The 13,979-nt window shown below is 72.9% G+C and carries 16 protein-coding genes; 8 read left to right on the top strand and 8 right to left on the bottom strand.

What is annotated here, in order from left to right; genetic code table 11:
• The first annotated feature begins 379 nt into the window (after window positions 1-379).
• The 4 genes from BIV25_RS10440 to BIV25_RS52605 all read left to right on the top strand — a co-directional run bounded on the left by BIV25_RS10440 (window position 380) and on the right by BIV25_RS52605 (window position 2,086).
• The gene (locus BIV25_RS10440) at window positions 380-745 is read left to right on the top strand and encodes a hypothetical protein (RefSeq protein ID WP_071371917.1); all 366 of its coding nucleotides are present in this window, start codon (window positions 380-382) and stop codon (window positions 743-745) included.
• 95 nt (window positions 746-840) lie between these two features.
• On the top strand, window positions 841-1,011 hold the full coding sequence (locus BIV25_RS50925; RefSeq protein WP_177235224.1) for a hypothetical protein: 171 nt from the start codon (window positions 841-843) through the stop codon (window positions 1,009-1,011).
• 110 nt (window positions 1,012-1,121) lie between these two features.
• A complete protein-coding gene (locus BIV25_RS10435; protein ID WP_071371916.1) occupies window positions 1,122-1,964 on the top strand; it encodes a lanthionine synthetase LanC family protein in 843 nt (280 codons plus the stop codon).
• Entirely contained in the window at window positions 1,943-2,086 is a 144-nt protein-coding gene (locus tag BIV25_RS52605; RefSeq protein WP_256255723.1) for a hypothetical protein, read from the top strand. Before BIV25_RS10435 ends, BIV25_RS52605 begins: the two co-directional genes overlap by 22 nt.
• Window positions 2,087-2,110: 24 nt before the next feature.
• Here BIV25_RS52605 and BIV25_RS10430 read toward each other — a convergent pair whose 3' ends face one another.
• Window positions 2,111-2,509: an ACT domain-containing protein gene (locus tag BIV25_RS10430; RefSeq protein ID WP_071371915.1), complete on the bottom strand. Its 399-nt coding sequence runs from the start codon at window positions 2,507-2,509 to the stop codon at window positions 2,111-2,113.
• A gap of 28 nt (window positions 2,510-2,537) precedes the next feature.
• Entirely contained in the window at window positions 2,538-3,689 is a 1,152-nt protein-coding gene (locus BIV25_RS10425) for an erythromycin esterase family protein (RefSeq protein ID WP_071371914.1), read from the bottom strand.
• A gap of 134 nt (window positions 3,690-3,823) precedes the next feature.
• Between BIV25_RS10425 and BIV25_RS10420 the strand changes: the two genes are divergently transcribed.
• Window positions 3,824-4,570 (top strand): TioE family transcriptional regulator, encoded by a 747-nt coding sequence (locus tag BIV25_RS10420; protein WP_071371913.1) that lies wholly within the window; start codon window positions 3,824-3,826, stop codon window positions 4,568-4,570.
• Window positions 4,571-4,653: 83 nt separating this feature from the next.
• Here the strand turns inward: BIV25_RS10420 and BIV25_RS10415 are convergent, their stop codons facing one another.
• The 4 genes from BIV25_RS10415 to BIV25_RS10400 all read right to left on the bottom strand — a co-directional run bounded on the left by BIV25_RS10415 (window position 4,654) and on the right by BIV25_RS10400 (window position 7,308).
• On the bottom strand, window positions 4,654-5,373 hold the full coding sequence (locus BIV25_RS10415) for a DUF4232 domain-containing protein (protein WP_071371959.1): 720 nt from the start codon (window positions 5,371-5,373) through the stop codon (window positions 4,654-4,656).
• Window positions 5,374-5,465: 92 nt separating this feature from the next.
• A complete protein-coding gene (locus tag BIV25_RS54295; protein ID WP_071371912.1) occupies window positions 5,466-5,900 on the bottom strand; it encodes an AfsR/SARP family transcriptional regulator in 435 nt (144 codons plus the stop codon).
• Complete coding sequence (locus BIV25_RS54290) at window positions 5,858-6,274, bottom strand: winged helix-turn-helix domain-containing protein (RefSeq protein ID WP_071371911.1); 417 nt, start codon at window positions 6,272-6,274, stop codon at window positions 5,858-5,860. The genes BIV25_RS54295 and BIV25_RS54290 overlap by 43 nt, the downstream gene beginning before the upstream one ends.
• A gap of 110 nt (window positions 6,275-6,384) precedes the next feature.
• A complete protein-coding gene (locus BIV25_RS10400; protein ID WP_071371910.1) occupies window positions 6,385-7,308 on the bottom strand; it encodes an SDR family oxidoreductase in 924 nt (307 codons plus the stop codon).
• A gap of 85 nt (window positions 7,309-7,393) precedes the next feature.
• On the opposite strand from BIV25_RS10400, the gene BIV25_RS10395 reads away from it, so the two are divergent.
• Window positions 7,394-7,960 (top strand): TetR/AcrR family transcriptional regulator, encoded by a 567-nt coding sequence (locus BIV25_RS10395; protein WP_071371909.1) that lies wholly within the window; start codon window positions 7,394-7,396, stop codon window positions 7,958-7,960.
• A gap of 4 nt (window positions 7,961-7,964) precedes the next feature.
• Here BIV25_RS10395 and BIV25_RS10390 read toward each other — a convergent pair whose 3' ends face one another.
• Window positions 7,965-8,603: a hypothetical protein gene (locus BIV25_RS10390; protein ID WP_071371908.1), complete on the bottom strand. Its 639-nt coding sequence runs from the start codon at window positions 8,601-8,603 to the stop codon at window positions 7,965-7,967.
• Between the two features lie 159 nt (window positions 8,604-8,762).
• A complete protein-coding gene (locus BIV25_RS10385; protein ID WP_177235223.1) occupies window positions 8,763-11,087 on the bottom strand; it encodes a Tat pathway signal sequence domain protein in 2,325 nt (774 codons plus the stop codon).
• Between the two features lie 285 nt (window positions 11,088-11,372).
• On the opposite strand from BIV25_RS10385, the gene BIV25_RS10380 reads away from it, so the two are divergent.
• Window positions 11,373-13,031, top strand: a complete 1,659-nt coding sequence (locus BIV25_RS10380) for a penicillin-binding transpeptidase domain-containing protein (RefSeq protein WP_071371907.1) — start codon at window positions 11,373-11,375, stop codon at window positions 13,029-13,031.
• 367 nt (window positions 13,032-13,398) lie between these two features.
• On the top strand, window positions 13,399-13,896 hold the full coding sequence (locus tag BIV25_RS46710) for an aminoacyl-tRNA deacylase (protein ID WP_177235222.1): 498 nt from the start codon (window positions 13,399-13,401) through the stop codon (window positions 13,894-13,896).
• Window positions 13,897-13,979 lie beyond the last annotated feature (83 nt).

The following is a 13,979-nucleotide window of genomic DNA, read 5'->3' as shown; positions in this document are numbered from 1 at the left end:
GCCCCTCATCGGTCGCCGGGGGGAAGGAGCGCAGTGGAGGTCGAGAACGTGCTGGCCGATTGTCTCCGGGACGCACGCGGAAATTCCCTGGGCACCGTGCCCGTCGTCCGCGACTGCCCCGCTTACGCGGCCGCCCGCCGCACGTTTCTGACAGCCGGTCTGTCCGCGCTCCGCGCCGCCGTGCCCGGGAGGGGCGGGGTGCAGGTCGATGTCGCACCCGGTCCCGCGGCCTGGCGGCTGACCTGCCGCCGCATCGCGGACACGGCCCGCGACCTCGTCGCCTCGGGCACGGTGGGTTCCTTCTTCTTCATGCACAAACCGCCGTCTGCGTGTCCGCTTCGAGGCCCGGGAACCGGAACAAGGCCTGCTGCGAGCGGAGTTGTCACGCCGCTTCCAGAGCCTCGACGGGCAGAGCGCCGCACCGGTCTGCGCGGTGTACGAGCCGGAGACGTACCTGTTCGGCGGCCCGCGGTCGATGCGGCTCGTGCACGAACTGACCAAGGCGCGCGCACTGGCCGCCCTGCGGCACGACGCCGGACTGCCCCGCTCCGCCTTCGTACGGGGTGCGTCCCGGGCGAAACCGGTACCCGTGGACTTCGCGGCGCTGCCCACCCTGCACCTGCTGGAGCGGATCTGCGCCCACCAGCCAGGCCCGGAACTCCTGGTCGAGGAGACGCTCCACGCCCCCCGGCCGACTGCGACCAGGGCGCCGAGGAACTCGCCGCGCTCGCCGCCGCCGCACTGAGCGGCGTCCCACACGCCCCCGGAACGCCCGTCCCACGAGACCCGGCCTTCTGCGGGGCGGCCCCACACCCAACCCGTCCTTGAAGGAGGACGGCAATGCCCCCAACCGTCGAACTCACCGACCTCGACGCCCTCATCGGTGACCTGGACGCCCGGATCACCGAGACCGCGGTGCCGTCGGCGCAGGCCGACACCGGCGGCTGCAGCGGCGTGTGCACGGTCGTCGTCTGCGACACCGTGGTGGTCTGTAGCGGCTTCATCTGCTGACGGCCCGGCAGCACACCGGCCATGACGGCCTCAGGGCGCGGCAAGGGTGCCCCGAGGCCTGACCGACCCCGCCCGGGCGGGGCGCCGGCCCAGGCTCCCGAGGAGATGCCATGCCGTCAGGCCCTCGTCCCACCGCGCCCGCCGGGCACACCGGCACCGCACTCGCCGCCGGGACGGCGAGCAGGGCGGTGGCCGTGTGGGCGCGAACCGCCGGGCAGCGGCCGGGCCATCGCGGGCTGTACGACGGCGGGCTGGCCGGAACACTGGTGGGCCTGCGCCTGGGAGCCCGCCTGCACCCCCGACTGCACGTCGCCGCCGACCGGTTGCGCGACCAACTGGTCCGCACCGCCCGGACGCGCGCCTGGCGCCGCGAGCAGGTCTCCTTCCTCGACCACGACCTGATCACCGGCCCCTCCGGCATCCTGCTCGCGCCGGCGCCGGCCGGACTCGAACCGTTCGCCGACCATGTAGCGGGACTGTGCGCCGCCGACGAACTGCCGCGCCTGTGCACGGCGGGCCACGCCGGACATCCGCAGCTCGCCTGGTTGGACGGACGCGTCGACACCGGCATGGGGCACGGCGTGGCCGGGGGCGTCGCCGCGCGTACCGCGGCCGTCCGCCATCTGGGCCCGCGCCCCGAGCTGAACCGTGCCCTGCGCCGTGCGGCCTGCTGGCTGACCCGGCGGTCCTTCGTCCACGCCCGCTCTGTGCGGACCTGGGACGGCGCCGGACTCGACGGCCCGCCGCCCGCCGGAGCGCGCGCCCGTCAGGCCTGGTGCTACGGCACACCGGGCGTGTCCTGGGCCCTGTGGGACGCGGCGGACGCGCTTCCACCGCTTCGGCGACCGGCCGGCCGGTCGACGTCCTGGCGCTGTGCCACGGTGCGGCGGGCGTGCCGGCCGTGGCCGACGCCTTCGACCACCAAGCACGCGTGCCCGCGGCGGCGGAGCTGAAAGCGCGGCTGCTCGGCCGACTGTCGGCCCGCCTGCCCGAGCTGAGCGCCCTCGGACAGGAGGGCAGAGGACTCCTCGTCGGCGCGCCGCGGACCTGGCTGCCCTGCCGCGGACTGCGCTGAGACGCGCCCGAACGGCCGTGCCGCTCAGGGGGTTTCGTGTGCCAGGCGGCGCAGCACCTCGACCGCCCGCTCGGCGTGCTCGTACGGCACGAAGAGGTGATCGTGGTGGAAGGCGGCGACGACGTTGCAGCTCAGGTCCGCGTCGGCGAGGGCACGGGAGACAGCCGCGGTCAGGCCGACCGCGGCCAGCGCGGAGTGCACGCGCAGCGTGATCCACCCGGCGACGTAGTCGTACGCCATCCCCGCCGCGTCCGCCTCGGCCTGCGGCACCACGAGGGTGAGGCCCTCCTGCTCGGCGACCGTCACCACCGGGGTGACTCCGGAGGGCACTCCGCCCTCCGCCATGGTGAAGACATAGCGGCCCGGATTCAGCTCCGGGCGCATGCCGCTGAGCAGGCTGCGCAGATCAGTCTCGCCGGTCATGGGCCCACAGTAAGGGCCCGGGCGGGTGTCACGGCTGTGCGTCGGCCGAGCCGTCACCGATGTGCAGGATCGCGTCGGCCGCGTCGAGGGTCGCCCGGTCGAGAGGGAAGTAGCCCTGCCGCGGGGCGGTGTCGGTGCGGGTGCGGGCGGAGGTGAGCGTACCGGGTGCGGTCAGGCCCCAGTCGGGGAAGCGGGCCTGGAGGACGGCCTCGTAGGTGTCCGGCGCCGGATCGTCCAGGCCGAGGGCATCGCTGCGGCCGAGGGAGCCCGCGACGAACAGGTACCGGTCGCCGAGCAGACGCGCCACGGTCGCGCCGGCGCCCCACCAGTCCGCGCCCAGGTCCCCCACGTGCCAGCCGGCCTGGTTGCGCTGCAGATGGAGGTTGCTCGCGAAGACCAGGGTGGCGCCCCGCGCGGCCTCGATGTCCCGGATGTCCAGCAGGTTCTGGGCCATCAGGGCGTCCCGGGTGGCCAGCAGCGCGGTGAGGCGGGGATTGGAGTCGACGGGCTGTGTCGCGGACTGCCGGTGGTAGCGCAGCAGCCCGAGGCCGGCGGTCAGCTGGGTCCTGGCCCGCAGCCACCGCTCGCGCGAGGTGGCGTCGATCAGTTCGGGGGCGCGGGTGTGGAGCGAGAGGGACATGTCGTCCGCGACGCGTCGCAGCTTCTCGGCCTCCGCCGTGGCCCCGGGTGACATGGCCGGGTCCAGGACCGCCTCCGCGCGGCTCCACCGCTCGTCGTCCCCGGCGAGGCCGGTGAGGTCGACGTCGAAGTCCAGGTAGACGCGGGCGTGTTCGAGGTAGGGGCGCGGACTGGGCGCGCTGTAGGTCTCCGACGGGGTGTCGAAGCCGTGGAAGACCAGCCGTTCCTCCGGCGGCCGGTTCCGGTTGTGGTCCCGCATCCAGGTGACCAGCTGCCTGTTCGGGGCCAACGCCCCCCAACCGTGCGAGAAACCGTCCTGCATCACCGTGTCGAGGCTGCCGGCTCCTCCCTGGACGTAGTCGTTCACGGCCAGCGCGGCCACGCGGTCGGTCTCAAGGGCGACGGACCGGAAGCCGCGCTCGACCAGCTGGGCGAACAGCTCGTTGCGCACCCGGCCGAAGGCGGGTTCCTGGTGGGTGGGCTCACCCAGCGCCAGCAGGTCGCACGAAGGGGTGACGAAGTCTCGGATGTCCTGGGTCATGAGCCTCAAGCGTATCCTTGAAAGACCAGTTGAGACTTCTGGAGTGTACCGGCATAGTCTCTTCCACGATCTACCGTGATCCATCCTGTGATCCAACCTCCGCCCCCGCCGTGAAGTCTCAACCGAGGAACACAATGCGACCTACCGATCTCACGCGTGAGCACGGCATCTCGACCCAGGCGGTCCGCAACTACGAGCGCGACGGCTTCCTCCCTCCCGCACAGCGCACACCGAGCGGCTACCGCGTCTACACCGAGGTGCACGCCGCCGCGCTCCGCGCCTTCCTCGCGCTCGTCCCGGCGTACGGCCACGCGGCCGGCGGCCAGATCATGAGCGCGCTCCACCGGGACGCGCTCGACGACGCCCTGGCGGTCATCGACCGCGGGCACAGCCGGTTGCTGCGCGACCGGGACACCCTCGACGCAGTGCGTACGGCCATGGACCAGCTGACGGCAGGTTCCGGCACCGCCCCGGCACCCGCCCCGGCGCACGACACCCGGACCGTCGGCGAGCTGGCGCATCGGCTCGGGGTCACCCCGGCGACCGTGCGCAGCTGGGAAGAGGCCGGCATCCTCAACCCCGCCCGTGACCCGGCCACCGGATACCGCGTCTTCGACGCCGCCGACATCCGCGACGCCGAGCTGGCCCACCTGCTCCGCCGCGGCGGCCATCTGCTGGACCACATCGCCACGGTGGTCCGGCAGATCCGGACGGCCGGCGGCACGGACGCGCTGGCCGCCTCCCTGGAGGAGTGGCAACGCAGGCTCACCGCGCAGGGACTCGCCATGCTCCGGGCGGCCACGCGGCTCGACGCCTACGTCGGCCTGCTCGACCTCACCGGACCCCAGCCGTTCACAGGCCACCGCCCGGCAACCGACTGAGCCACGTCGCACGCCGACCGTCGAGGGACGGTGGGCGACATCGGTCCGCCGCGGGAGGAGGCGCGGCGGACCGATGTGCCGGCTCAGAATTCGTCGGCACCGTTGCGCAGTTCGTACGTCCAGTAGCCGGTCCTCGCGGCGGCCTCGTCGACGGCGAGCCCGCCGGCCGGGGCGGACACGACGACGCTGCCCTCGGCGGGGCCGTCGGCGGCGAAGAGGTTCACGTTGAACCGGTTGACCGCCTTGGTGTCCTCGTGCGCACCGCCCAGCGCGACGCGCACGGTCGCGTACGCCGGGTCGCCCGGCTGGAGGACGACCGGGGTGCCCGGGTTGCTCTTCGCGACCGCCGGGACGTCCTTGGCGGTGTGGATGTCGCCGAAGGCGATCAGCGGGTACTGGTACAGGCGGCAGGCGTGGCCGGAGGTGTTCTTCGCGGTCAGCACGATGTGCGCGGTGGGCGTCTCGTCGGCCTTCGCCGCCGTGACGCGTACGTCGGCGGCGCCGCAGGCGGGGGCCTGAGCGGCGGACTTGCCCGTGCCGGCCCGCGTACCGCCCGTGCCGGAGCCGGAGTTCCTGCCGTTCTCTGCGGCGGGACGGGCGGCCGTCCCGCCGGCCGCCGCACCGGACGCGCCGGCGGTGCCGGTGCCGTCCGCGTGCGTCCGCGGCGCGGAGGGCTGCGTGGCGCTGCCCTTGCCTTCGTCCTTGGTGCCCGTGCCGTTGCCGCTGCCCGAGCAGGCGGTCAGACCGAGCGAGAGGGCTGCGGCGGCGATGGTCAGGGCGGTGGTCGTGCGGTGGTCGCGCATGGTGGTACTCCCCGTGGCGGCTCTGTGAAGGCGGTCGCGGTCGACGACCGCGGGCGATGCCTCCAGCTTCCGGGCCGCCGCTGTCGCCCCGCTCACGCACCGCTAACGTCCTGCTGCCGCCCGGGACGGCAACCCCGCCAGCGTCCCGCGGCCAGCCGTGACAGCAGCTCGGCCGCCCGTTCCGAGCCCTCGGTGAGCGCCGTGCCGGGGTCCACGCCGAGTTCCTCGGCGAGCAGCCGCCGAGTGCGGTAGTACCAGTTGATCGCGTCGGACTGGCGCCCGGACCGGCAGAGGGCCAGCATCAGCGCGGCGGCCAGGGACTCGCGCAGAGGGTGTGCGGCGGCCTCCGTGCGCAGCACGGCGGCGGCCTTGCCGTGCTCGCCGAGCCGGCCGCACGCCTCGGCCAGGGCCTCCACCGAGGCCAGCCGCAGGTCCTCCAGGCCGCCGGCCGCGGCCTCCAGCGGGCGGCTGCGCACGGTACCGGTCAGCGCGGGCCCCTGCCAGCAGGCCAGGGCGTCCCGCAACATCCGCACGGTGTCGGCGGGTTGGCGCTGGGCCCGGGAGAGAGCGCGACCAGTTCCTCGAAGCGGTGCGCGTCCACCAGGGACTCCGGCATGCGCTGCTCGTACGCGGTCGCGTGGGTGGCGAGTTCGATGCCGTACTCCCGGGCGCGGTGCTCGGCGAGCAGGGCGCGCAGCCGGGAGACGTGTCCCTGCAGGACCGTCTTGAACCGCGCCGGCGGCTCGTCCTCCCACAGGGCGGCGGTCAACTGGTCCACGCTCACGGCTGTGTTGGGCCGCAGGAGCAGCAGGGCCAGCAGGCTGGAGCGCTTGGCCGGCCCCGGCGCCACATCACCGCTCTCGGTGATCACAGCCACCGATCCGAGCAGCCGGAACTCCATCTGCACGCCTTCCCCGAGTCACTTCCCGCCAGGAGGTGAGGATACGTGGGCCGGACACGCTCTCTCGGCGGCGGACTCGGGGGAGGGCCTGGTCAGCGGGGCGGGGGCGGTCAGTCGGCGGTGGCCGGAGTGTGGAAGTAGTGGCCCTTGTCGAGGTCGTCCAGAAGGGTGGGGCGGGTCGGTTCCCAGCCCAGCAGCTCGCGGGTGAGGGCGCTGGACGCCGGGGCGTCGTGTCCGATGAAGCCGCTGAGCCAGCCGAAGTGCGCGGGCGCGTTCTTCGGGGCCACGGACGTCACCGGCATGTCGAGGTGGCGGCCGATCACCTTGGCGACGTCGCGGATGGCGACGCCCTCCTCGGCCGCACCGTGCAGGATCGAGCGGGCCGGGGCCTTCTCGACCGCGAGGCGGAACAGCCGGGCGGCGTCGAGGCGGTGCACGGCCGGCCAGCGGTTGGCGCCGTCGCCGACGTAGGCGGAGACGCCCTTGTCGCGGGCGATGGCGATCAGGGTTGCCATGAATCCGTTGTCCCCGTCGCCGTGGCAGGTAGGGGACAGCCGTACCACGGACGAGCGGATGCCGCGCGAGGCGAGGTCGAGCGTCGCCAGGGAGGTCGCCGCGCGGACCGACATCGGCGAACCGTCGAGCGTCGGCATGTCCTGCTCGGTGGCCGTCACGCCCGGCTTGAGACCGGCCACGCCGGAGGCGAGGACGAAGGGGCGGTCGGAGCCGGCGAGGGCCTCGCCGAAGGTGTCGACGGCACGGCGGTCGGCCTCGGCGGCGTCCTGGAAGCCGCCGGAGAAGGCGATGTCGTGCTTGAAGGCGAGGTGGATGACCCCGTCGGAGGCGGCGGCCGTCTCCCGCAGGACGTCGAGGTCGTCGACGGTGCCGCGGACGACCTCGGCCCCGGCCCCGACGAGTGCGGCGGCGGAGGCGTCGGAGCGGGCGAGTCCGACGACCTGGTGTCCGGCGTCGAGGAGTTCGGGAACGAGGGCGGATCCGATCCAGCCGGAGGCGCCGGTCACGAAGATGCGCATGGGAAGCCCCAAAGAGTCGATGTCAGTGACTGTCATCGACGGTACACCTGATGTCAGGAGCTGTCATCACGGTAGGATGCGGACCATGGGTAGATGGGAGCCGGACGCGCGCGGACGCCTTGCGAAGGCAGCACTGGAGCTGTACGGCGAGCGCGGGTACGAGCAGACCACCGTGGCGGAGATCGCCAAACGGGCCGGGCTCACGGAGCGGACGTTCTTCCGGCACTACGCCGACAAGCGCGAGGTGCTGTTCGCGGGCGCCGTCGAACTGGAGAACCTGTTCGTGGCCGCTGTCACGGACGCCCCGGGGTCCGAGGCGCCGCTCGGCGTGGTGGCGCGGGGACTGTACGCCGCGGCCGAGATGTTCACCGGCCGGCGCGAGTTCGCGTGCCGGCGGCAAGCGGTGATCATGGGGAACGCCGAACTCCGCGAGCGCGAGCTGATCAAGCTCGCCTCCCTGTCGGCCGCCCTCGCGGACACGTTGCGGCGCCGGGGTGTGGCCGGGTCGACCGCGAGCCTGGCCGCCGAGGCGGGCGTCGCCGTCTTCAAGATCGCCTTCGAACGCTGGATCGCGGCGGGCGAGGAGCGCACCTTGGCGGAACTGACCCGGGAGTCGCTGGACGAACTGAGGGCAGTGACGTCGGGCGGCTAGGCGGTCACGTGCTCGACCGGGGGCTGGAGTCCGCACGCGGTTCGGTGAGATCCCTGGTGAAGGCGGTGGTCTCGGCGGAGGAGGGTGACAGCCGCAGGTGACCGGCCACCTGCCGGGCCTCGGTGTCCCCGCCGACCCCGAGGTCCCGGCGCATCGCCTCGCGCAGGGTGCCGATCAGGGACCAGGGGGTGTGTTGCGCCGCCGCGGCGGACCGCAGGGTTTCGTCCGGTCGCGGATTGCCCTGTTCCAGGCGCTTGACCTGCCCGTAGACCCGGGTCAGGGTCTCGTCCAGCTCGTGCGCCGGTGCGGTCACGGCGTCGGGGGCGATCATCAGGGCCTCGGACCAGCGGTCGCGGTGGGCGTCCTTGGCCTGCTCCAGCGCCCGCACCTCCTCCTCGCCGGGTGTTCGGTCCCGCAGGTCGTACAGGTGGCGGCTGAGCGCGGTGGCGAACTGCCGTGCGTCCCGGTGCAGTTGGGTGTACGTGCTGCGCCGTAGTGCGAGGCCCTCGCGCGTCTCCTGGATGGCCCGGGCCAGTTCCAGCTCGCGCCTCTTGGCCCGCTCGGCACCCTGCTGGCTGAGCAGGGCACCCCCGAGCGTGCCCGCCACACCCGCCACCGCGATCAACACCGCCCCTACGACCACCGGATCATCTTGGAGGGACTTCGGTCGGCAACGCTCCTCGACCGTCTGGTCCTTGCCGTGCCGGAAGCTCAGCTCCTGGCAGGTCAGCCTGTTCGGGCGGCGGCACCGAAGGGTCGGCGTGCCCGTGGTGCCGTCGTCCGGGGGGCTTCCGTGCGCGGGCTACGGCAGCCCCCACGCCGCGCCCGGCTCGCTGACGGCGACGGGTGCGATGACGAGGTCGGGCCGGGTGCCGGAGTGGACGAGCACCTCCTGGCCCTTGGGCAGGTCGATGACGAGTGTGCCGTCGCCGAGGTCGTGGGTGTGGGCCGGGGAGCCGTCCTCCAGCACCGCGGTGACCGTCCCGCTCAGGCCGTGCCGCAGCCTCAGTGGTTCGCCCGCCAGACTCCTGACCCGGATGAACCGGGTGACCCCGGCCGTGCGGACGGCGCTGACCAGGAAGGCGCCCTGCGTACGGAAGTTGTGCAGGGTCACGTCCGCCCAGGCGGACGGAACCGCCGGGAAGACACGGACGGTGCCGCCCCAGCTCTGGCAGAACATGTCGTGCAGGGACTGCGAGGCGGACAGCGGTGTCTCGATGACCGGACCCGCCTCGGTGTAGTGCGTGTTGGCCCGGCAGGGGTAGCGGGTGGCAGGGTCGAAGAACTTCCGCAGGTAGCTGATCGCGGTGTCTCCGTCGCCGGTCATCGCGTACATGGAGGCGGCGCCGGTGTAGCTGTAGCCGCGGTGGGCGCCGGTCAGCGCATGCCAGCGCACCACGGACCTGGTGATCAGGTCACGGTTGTCGGGCTGGTCCCAGTTGACGAGGTGGAGCGGGTACACCATCAGCAGGTGTGAGTAGTGCCGGTGGGACTGGGCGTAGGGGGTGTCGGCGCCGATCATGAAGCCGTTGTCGTCGACCGGGTACGGCGTGAGCCGTGTCAGCACCTCCTGCCAGCGCGGGATCAACTCGTCCTCGATGGCGAGGAGCCGGGCGGAATCGATGAGGGTCTGACAGCCCCAGCGGATCAGGGCCAGGTCGTAGTTGGTGTCCTGCGGCGGCACGACGGGGTACTCGGGGGAGAGGGTGCTCGGCAGGTGCAGCTTGCCGTCGCTGCCCGGTGTGAGGAAGCGCAGGTAGTAGTTGATCGCCCGGCGCAGCACGGGGTAGATCGTGTCGCGCAGCAGGGACGTGTCCATGGAGTGCCGATACGACAGCCACACGTTGTGCAGTGCCCAGGTGAGGTCGCCGGTCTCGGCACCGGTGCCCGGCTGCCCCACCTCCCGGTCCGCGAACATGTCGGAGCTGCGGCCGATGCCGGAGCTGTCCGTGCGGTAGGCCGCGGGCACGTTGGCGGCGAGCTGCTCCTGGTTCTGCCGCAGCGTGGTGGCGAGCGAGTCGAGTTCCGGGTGGTTGAAGCCCTGGATGAGCCAGTACTCCAGCTGGACGTTGAGGTTCCACCACACCGCGGGCCAGGGGGTGGGCTCCAGCCAGGGGCCGGAGGTGGCCATCACGGGACCGCCCGCTCGGCTGGCGGAGGCGACCTTGTAGAGCTGGATCCAGTGGAAGCTCTGGAGCCGCTGGTCGGGGAACGACACGAAGCTCTTCCGGTAGAACGCGTGCCACCAGCCGGTGTGCCGGCGCCGGAGCGCTCCGTACGACGAGGCCCGCTTCAGGTTGCGCAGCGAGTCGGCCTCGGCGGCCGTGCCGGACGGGAAGCTGTGCCCGACGCTCAGCAGGAGCTCGTCCCCGGTGCGCCGGTACGAGGTCGCGGTCTGGCCGCCGCCGGTCAGGGCCTGGAGGACCTGCTCGGTGCCGTCGGGCGTGGCGCGGGTGGTCCAGGCAGGGTTGGCGGTGTAGCCGGAGGGCGGGGCCTCCTGGATCTCCCGGGGGCTGATGGCCTCCTCGGGGTGGAAGGTCCAGGTGACCCGCTCGCCGCCGGAGGCCGTGACGCGGGCGGCAAGGACTTCGTCATGGACGAGGGCGCAGAGGGTGAGCGTTCCGGCGGACGTGGTGACGGTGCCGGTCAGCTCGGCGTCGTGCAGGCTCAGCCGCCAGTCGACGGCGGTGATGGTGCCGACCGGATCGAGCGTCAGGTGCCCGACCGGCAGCCGGCACGTACCCCAGCCGCTGCCGAACTCGGGCCGGTGGTCCTGGACGCGGCCGTGCTGCACGGTGAAGCGGATGCTGTTGGTGCCGGGCTCCTGGTAGACTATGCTGCCGAGCAGTCCGTCCCCGAGGAACGGGCCCTCGTACCACAGCGTCGGCAGCCTGCTCCACACCAGGTCCTGGCCGCGCAGGAAACGCTGCCACGAGCCGTCGGTGGTCATGGTGTCGCGCAGTCGCCAGGGACGCCCGGCGCCCGTCGGGCGTACCGGCTCCTCTGCCGGAGCCGGCTCTGCGGCATGGGCGGTCGCGGGCAGCGCCGCCACCGCCGCGCCGCCGAGTGCGGTGCCGAGCACGGATCTGCGGCGGACCGGCGCGTGTTTCTCCGGCTGTGAGGTCATCGGAACTCTCCAACCTGACGGACCAACGAAACATCGGGTGTATCGCGGAAAGTAGGGATGCTCCGTGCACGTGTCAATGACTGCGGTGGCGATTGGCTCGGGACACCTCCGATGTATTCCTCGGGTTGCGCGGAGGGCGGACGCCTGTCCGACGGCTCTGACCTGGTACTGCCGCTGAACTCCCCTGTGGATGAAGGTATTTGGGGGCGCCGCAGCTTGACGGTCCGATAACGATCTACGGAGGACCGGTACGGAACTCCACGGAACGTACATACGATCCGGTACATGAACAGAGCTGTGAAGGTCGGCCTGGCCGGTACGTGCACCGCGCTGCTCGCTCTCGGGGGACTCGGTACCTACAACCTGCTCAACGGTCTGACCTCCGGTTCCGCGGGCGATGTCCAGCCCACGGCGGGGGACACGTTCGCCGCGTCGGAGCTGTCGGGCAAGCCGCCGTCGGGCGCCGAGGCGGTGAAGCTGACGCGGGCGTTCCTGGACAGCTGGTCCCGGCGGCACGTCGACGGCGCGGCGAGCGACACCGACGTGCCGGACGCCGCCTCGCAGGCCCTGCGTGACTACGCCGACGGCCTGCATCTGAAGAAGGTGTCGTTCGACCACATCATGTCCGTGGGCCCGTCGGCGGTGACGCCGGGTGCCACGAAGGTCACCTTCGACGTCACCGCCCAGGTGGCGGGCGGCACCTGGAACTACTCCAGCGCCGTCGCGGTGCTGAAGAGCGCGACCGGTGTGCCGGCGGTGCACTGGAACAACTCGGTGCTGTACCCGGGTATGGGCGACGGCCAGTCGCTGATCGCGGGCAGGCTGCCCGCCGACCCGGACGCGGTGAAGGTGGTCGCGAGCGACGGCACGACGGATCTGTCCGCCTACCCGTCCCTGCGGGACATCGCGACGACCATCGGCGAGCACGCCGAGCCCACCGGTGGCAGCGCCGGGACGGGGGTGGCCGTGGTCGACGGCGACGGCGGAGCCGTGGAGACGGTCCAGGTCTTCACGAAGGGGCGGACCGCGGTGATCAGGACGACCGTCGACGCCAGGCTCCAGGCGGCGGCCGAGAGCGCGGTGCAGGACGCCCACCTCCAGGGCAAGCCCGCCGGTGCCGTGGCGCTCGACTGGCGCACCGGCCACATCCTCGCCGTCGCGCACAGCGGAGACGACGGCGACATCGCCATCAACGGCATCAAGTCACCCGGCTCCACCATGAAGATCATCACCGCGGCGGCCCTCTTCGACCGGGCGGGGCTCACGCCGAGCAGCCCGGCCCCCTGTACGGACTCGCTGATGGCCGACAGCCAGCTGTTCCACAACGACCCCGGCGTCCGGGCCGATCCCGGCGCCACGCTCGCCCAGGCGTTCACGGTGTCGTGCAACACCTCCTTCATCAAGGACGGCTTCCGCGACCTGGTGCACGACGGTGACGCCTCCGCACTGCACGACGAGGCCGCGGATGTCTTCGGCATGGGCAGCTGGTCCATCGGCGGCGGCGTCGCCACCACCGACCCGAGCATCCCGCCGGACGCGCAAGGCGGCGACCAGGCGGCCCAGTTCATCGGCCAGGGCCGGGTCACGGCCACCCCGCTGTTCATGGCGTCCGTGGCGGCGACGGTCCGCAACGCCGGCTTCGAGCAGCCGGTCATCCTCCCCGGCCAGCACCAGGAGAGCGCTCCCCGCCCGCTCACGGCCCGCACGGCGGAGTATCTCCGGTCGATGATGCGCAGCGTCGCCACGACCGGTACGGCGGCTCCGCGTCTGGCCGGACTCTCGGGCGTCGGCGCCAAGACCGGCACCGCGGAGGAGGGGGACCACACCAACGGATGGCTGACCGCCTACGACTCCCACATCTCGGTCGCGGCACTCGTCGAAGGAGGCACCTCGGGGGTGGACTCCGCCGGATACGTCGTACGCCGGCTGCTGACCGCCGGCTGACCGCCGGCCGGGCCGTCCGCACCCGGTCACAACGGCGAGAGCGAAGCCGTCGTACCGCTGGACGCTCGGGTCGTCGCTCCCGGCGTCGGTGACCGCGCCCTCGCGTACGACGTCGTCGCCGACGATCAGGCAGCCGGGCCGGGGCAGCATGAGGGACCACTCCAGGCACGCGGACCCGGCCGCGGTGGCGTCCACGCTCGACCCGGCTGTCGCGGCGGGCCGCTGGAGGCGGTCGAGAACCGACCGTCCCGGGGCTCCGCGCCGCGCTGCGGAGCCACGCCCCGGCCGGCCGGAGCCGACGCGGGCGCGCACGAAACAGCCGTCGGCAGCGGCCAACGGCCCTGCCCGGCACGGTAGTCTCCGCGGGATGAACGAACCCGCATCGACCGGCCCGCTCGACGTGCTCGCCGCGCTCGGGGCACCGTTCCGGCTTCATGAGCACCCTGACGTGGTCGACGCCGTGGAGATCTGCGCCGCGCTCGGCGTCCCGCTGCGGCGGACCGTGAAGACCCTGGCGTTCGTCACACCCGACGACCGGCTGGTGCCGGCGGCCCTGCCGGGCCACGCCCGGCTGCGGTACGGCGCGCCGGCCCGCGCGGCCGGGATCCGCCGCACCGACCTCGCGCCGGCCGGGGCCGACCGACTGGCCAGGGCCGGCATGCGGTCCGGCGGGGTGTGCCCGGTCTCCGGGGACCGCGACGCGCTGGTGGTGTTCGACGAGACGGTCGGCGGCCTGGGCCGGGTGCACTGCGGCAGCGGCCGGCCCGACAGCAGCATCGAGATCGACCTGACCCGGCTCATGGCCGCGGTGCCGGCGGCCGCCGCCGCGCGGATCGCCGACATCCCGGCGCACGAGCCGGTATGAGACCGGCCCGGTTCACGGCGAGCACGGGGCGGGCGGCTTCGCGAGGCTGACATACGTTCGTCATGCGGGAGCCGGAATTCCCG

The organism is Streptomyces sp. MUSC 14, assembly GCF_001866675.1.
GTDB lineage: Bacteria > Actinomycetota > Actinomycetes > Streptomycetales > Streptomycetaceae > Streptomyces.
Note: the sequence above shows the minus strand (reverse complement) of the source record. Positions and strands in the feature narration are given on the sequence as shown.